Origin of the sequence: Streptomyces mesophilus (assembly GCF_011044995.1) — a bacterium.
GTDB lineage: Bacteria > Actinomycetota > Actinomycetes > Streptomycetales > Streptomycetaceae > Streptomyces > Streptomyces mesophilus.
Genome location: NZ_JAAKZW010000419.1, coordinates 1 through 2851 on the forward strand (window position 1 = coordinate 1; position 2851 = coordinate 2851).

1 protein-coding gene is annotated in these 2851 nt (G+C 73.4%); it reads right to left on the reverse strand.

Annotation, left to right across the window (positions count from 1 at the left end; all coding sequences use genetic code 11):
- On the reverse strand, window positions 1–2763 hold a 2763-nt coding region (locus tag G6045_RS40145; protein ID WP_165337184.1), incomplete at its 3' end, for an ATP-dependent helicase.
- Between the last annotated feature and the right edge of the window lie 88 nt (window positions 2764–2851).

Here is a 2851-nt window from a genome sequence, read left to right on the forward strand (position 1 = left end):
CGGGTGGGGGGCGGCCGGGCGGTGCGGAGCCGAACCCGGGCCGTCCGGGCGGTGCGGAGCTGAACCCGAACCCGGGCCGTCCGGTCGCTGGTGCGGCAAGTCGTCCCAGTCGGCCGGGAGGTCCTCCCCCTCCGTGTACGGCCCTTCGGGCTCCTCGAAGTCCTCGGGTTCCGGCGGCCACTCCGGGTCGTACGCGTCCTCGTGGGCCTCGTCGCTCGGCACGTCGCCGTATGCGGACGGGTGGGTCTCGTCGTGGCCGTACGCCTGCGCGGTGCGCAGGGCGTCGAGGTGGGCGAGGACGGTCGCCGCCGCGGCACGCCGGCGCGCCAGCGAGGCGTCGTCGAGCGGCAGCGGCCAGGCGTGCTCGGCGGAGGCCTCCGCAAGGGCAGGGTTCTCGGCCTCGTCGTCCGGCTCCTCGGCCCACAGCTCGATCTCGCCATGACCGGCGGCGCAGTGCTCGTACAGCGCGGTCAGGAAGTCCGACGGGCCGCGCTTCTTCTTCTGTGTGGGTCCCCACCAGTGCCCGGAGCCGAGGAGGAGGGAGCGGGGGCGCGTGAACGTCACGTATCCCAGGCGGAGTTCCTCGGTGCGCTGGTGGTCCTTCATGTCCTCCTGGAAGGCCTTGAGCCCCCGGCTGTCCCAGCCCCCGACCTCGGGCAGCGTGGCCGCGTCGCCGCGCAGGGCGTGCGGCAGGACCTTGGCCTGCGCGGTCCACTTCTCGCGGCCCTGGCCGCTGGGGAAGGTGCCCGTGACCAGGCCGGGGACGACCACGACGTCCCACTCCAGGCCCTTGGACTTGTGGGCGGTGAGGACCTTGACCGTGTTCTCGCCGCCGGGCAGCGCATTGTCCAGGCCCTTCTCGTACTGCGCGGCGGTGCGCAGGAAGCCGAGGAAGGCGAGCAGCGAGGCGGAGGGGTCGTTGGACGCGAACGAGGCCGCTATGTCGAGGAAGTTGGAGAGCGTCTCGCGGCGGCGGGCGGCGAGCGCGTGCGGGGACGCGGAGAGCTCGACGTCGAGGCCGGTGACGGCGAGGACGCGGTGCAGGACGTCCATCAGGGGGTCGGAGAGCGAGCGGCGGAGCTCGCGCAGCTCGGTGGCCAGACGGGCGAAGCGCACGCGGGCGTCCGACGAGAACGGCAGGTCGGTCTCGGCCGGCTCCGCTTCGAGGAACGTGTCGAGCGCGTCCGCGAGCGAGATCACCTCGGCCGGGTCGACGCCCTCCACGGCCTGGGCGAGGCGGGCGTCCGCGTCCCCTTCCGGGTCCTGCTCGCGGTGCACGAGCATCCGCGCCCGCCGCCCGAGCAGCGCGAGGTCGCGCGGCCCGATCCGCCACCGCGGCCCGGTGAGCAGCCGTACGAGCGAGGCGTTGGCGCCCGGATCCTGCAACACCTCGCACACCGCCACCAGATCGGCGACCTCGGGCAGATGCAGGAGTCCGGACAGACCGACCACCTCGACCGGGATGTCCCGGGCGACCAGGGCTCCCTGGATCTCGGCGAAGTCCCCCGCCGTACGGCACAGGACCGCGATGTCCGCGGGTTCCTTGCCGGTACGGACAAGGTGGGCGATCGAGTCCGCGAGCCACTCCAGCTCTTCGGCGTGGGTCTCGGTGAGCGCGATCCGTACGACACCGTCGCGCTCGGCGCCGGGGGCGGGGCGCAGCGCCTCGACACCGGCGTGCAGGGCGCGCAGGGGCTCGGCCAGGGTGTTGGCGAGGTCGAGGAGGCGGCCGCCGCTGCGGCGGTTCTCGCTCAGCGCGAAGCGGTTCGCGGGGCGGCCGTCGGCGTACGCGAAGTGCTCGGGGAAGTCGTCGAGGTTGGCGACCGAGGCGCCGCGCCAGCCGTAGATCGCCTGGCAGGGGTCGCCCACCGCGGTCACGGGGTGGCCGGTGCCGGCGCCGAACAGGCCGGAGAGCAGGATCCGCTGGGCCACGCTCGTGTCCTGGTACTCGTCGAGCAGCACGACCCGGAACTCGTCCCGCAGGATCGCCCCGACCTCGGGCCGGGTGTCCGCGAGGGTCGCGGAGAGCGCGATCTGGTCGCCGAAGTCGAGCACGTCCTTGGCGCGCTTGACCTCGCGGTAGCGGCCGACCAGCTCGGCCAGCTCCAGGCGGGCGGCCGCGGCTTCGGGGACCTTGCGCAGCTCGGCGTTGCTGAGCTTGGCGCTCTCGAGTGTGCGGAGCAGCTCCCGGTCGTACGCGCGCAGGGTGCCCGGCTGCACGAGGTGCTCGGCGAGCTCCGAGTCGAGCGCGAGCAGATCGCTGACGAGGTCCGCGAAGGAGCGGGTCAGTGAGGGATACGGGCCCGGCGCCTCGCGCAGGGTGCGGGCGGCGAGCTGGAATCGGGTGGCGTCGGCGAGCAGCCGCACGGTCGGCTCTATGCCGATGCGCAGGCCGTGGTCGGTGAGGAGGCGTCCCGCGAAGGCGTGGTACGTGGAGATCACGGGCTCGCCCGGAGGGTTGTCCGGGTCGAGGGTCTCCGGGTCGGTGATGCCCGCCTTGATCAGGGCGGTCCGTACGCGTTCGGCGAGTTCACCGGCCGCCTTGTTCGTGAACGTGAGACCGAGCACCTGCTCCGGGGCCACCTGCCCCGTGCCCACCAGCCACACCACGCGGGCCGCCATCACCGTGGTCTTCCCGGACCCGGCGCCGGCCACGATCACCTGCGGCGCGGGCGGTGCCGTGATGCAGGCCGTCTGCTCCGGGGTGAACGGGATGCCGAGCAGCTCCTTGAGCTGATCGGGGTGAGTGAGTCTTGCGGGCACGGGTCGAGGCTACTGGGGTGCTCTGACAAGCGGGGTGCGGTGCGGGCGTGCTTCGGGTGAGGTTGGGCTGGGGTGCGCTGTCGGGTGC